Below are 1,815 nucleotides of genomic sequence, written 5' to 3'. Positions count from 1 at the left end.
CCGCCGGAGCGCCTCGCGCTTGCCCGCGCCGCCCACCAGGAACAGGATCAGGGCGGAGGAGGCGATCGCCTTGAAGGTCAGCGTCACCCGCGGCACGAACGGCGCCAGGCCGGCCTCCGGCACGGGCGCCACGAGGGCGTCCGTCACGGACAGGGCGGGCTTGCCGGGAAACAGCGAGGCGGTGTGGCCGTCCTCGCCGAGGCCGAGCAGGACGCAGTCGAACAGCGGACGGGCGGGGTCGAGCCGGTCGGCGCCATAGAACGCGAGGAGCGTGCGGGAATAGGCCTCGGCCGCCGCCTCCGGCCCGAGGTCGGTCGGGATGAAGTGCAGGTGCGCCGCCGGCAAAGCCGTGCCGTGGCCGAAGGCCTCGCGCACCATGCGGACGTTGCTGTCGGCATGGTCCCACGGCACGGCGCGGTCGTCGCCGAAGAACCAGTGGACCCGGTCCCAGGGCACGCGGCCGACATGATCCGGCCCGGCGAGCAGGGCGTAGAGGCGCTTGGGCGTCGATCCGCCGGACAGCGCGATCGCGATCCGCTCGGATCGCGAGGCCTCGCAGGCCGCGATCAGGCGCTCGGCAGCCTCGCGGGCCACCGCGTCGGCATCGGGCAGGACCACGGCGTCGGGCGGCAGCGCGCCCATCATGACTTTTTGGGCTCCTGGTGGCCGCCGAACCCCTTGCGCATCGCCGACAGCATCTTGTCGGCGTAGGAGGCGTCCTCGCGCGAGCGGAACCGGCGGTAGAGCGCGTTCGACAGCACCGTGGCCGGCACGGATTCCTCGATCGCCGCGTTGATCGTCCAGCGGCCCTCGCCGGAATCCTCGACGTAGCCGGAATAGTCCTCGAGCTTCTCGTCGGTCGCCAGCGCGCTCGCCGTGAGGTCGAGGAGCCAGGACGAGACCACGCTGCCGCGGCGCCAGACCTCGGCGATGTCGCCGAGGTTGAGGTCGAACCGGCGCTCGGGGGGCAATGCCTCGCTGTCGGCGTGCTTGAGGATGTCGAAGCCCTCGGCATAGGCCTGCATCAGGCCGTATTCGATGCCGTTGTGGATCATCTTGACGAAGTGGCCCGCCCCGCTCGGGCCGGCATGGATGTAGCCCTGCTCGGCGCGGGGGTCGCGGCCGTCGCGCCCCGGCGTCTTCGGGATGTCGCCGATCCCCGGCGCGAGGGTCGCGAAGACCGGGTCGAGGCGATCGACGGCCGCCTTGTCGCCGCCGATCATCATGCAGTAGCCGCGCTCCAGCCCCCAGACGCCGCCGGAGGTGCCGACGTCGACGTAGTGGATGCTCCGGTCCTTGAGCTCGCCCGCGCGGCGCACGTCGTCGCCGTAGAACGAGTTGCCGCCGTCGATGATCACGTCGTCGGCCTGCATCAGGCCGGACAGCGCCTTCACCGTGGCTTCCGTGATCGCGCCCGCCGGCAGCATCACCCAGGCGGCCCGCGGGACGTCGAGCTTGGAGACGAAGTCCTCCAGGCTGTCGGCGCCGACCGCGCCGGCCTCGACCAGCGCCTTCACCGCCTCCGGGTTCTGGTCGAAGACCACCGCCGTGTGCCCGTCGCGCAGGAGGCGCCGGACGATGTTGCCGCCCATCCGGCCGAGGCCGATCATCCCGAGCTGCATGTTTGGCACTCCTCTGAGGCTCTGTGAGGCTCTGTCGGTGGCGGCCCGCCGCACCCGCCCGCGCCCGCGAGGGGCCCCGGGCGCGGCGATCCGTCGAGAGGCTTAGCCCGCCGCGGCGGTCAGGGCCGCGGCGATCCGCTTCAGGCCGGCCGGGACGTCGCCGCCCTTGATGTGGACCCGGAGCGCCCGGCGG

At 72.6% G+C, this 1,815-nt stretch carries 2 protein-coding genes; both read right to left on the bottom strand.

The window, feature by feature from the left end:
• A partial coding sequence (gene pgl / locus FV222_RS24900) for a 6-phosphogluconolactonase (protein ID WP_147815894.1) occupies positions 1-642 on the bottom strand: 642 nt, incomplete at its 3' end.
• Positions 642-1,622, bottom strand: coding sequence for a phosphogluconate dehydrogenase (NAD(+)-dependent, decarboxylating) (gene gnd, locus FV222_RS24895; protein ID WP_147763360.1), 981 nt, complete (start codon positions 1,620-1,622; stop codon positions 642-644). The genes gnd and pgl, both read right to left, overlap by 1 nt.
• Between the last annotated feature and the right edge of the window lie 193 nt (positions 1,623-1,815).

Source organism: Methylobacterium sp. WL103 (assembly GCF_008039885.1).
GTDB lineage: Bacteria > Pseudomonadota > Alphaproteobacteria > Rhizobiales > Beijerinckiaceae > Methylobacterium > Methylobacterium cerastii.
Note: the sequence above shows the minus strand (reverse complement) of the source record. Positions and strands in the feature narration are given on the sequence as shown.

Excerpts from the sequence above, each read along its gene's own strand:
- gnd (WP_147763360.1), bottom strand. The coding sequence starts at position 1,622 with ATGCAGCTCGGGATGATCGGCCTCGGCCGGATGGGCGGCAACATCGTC.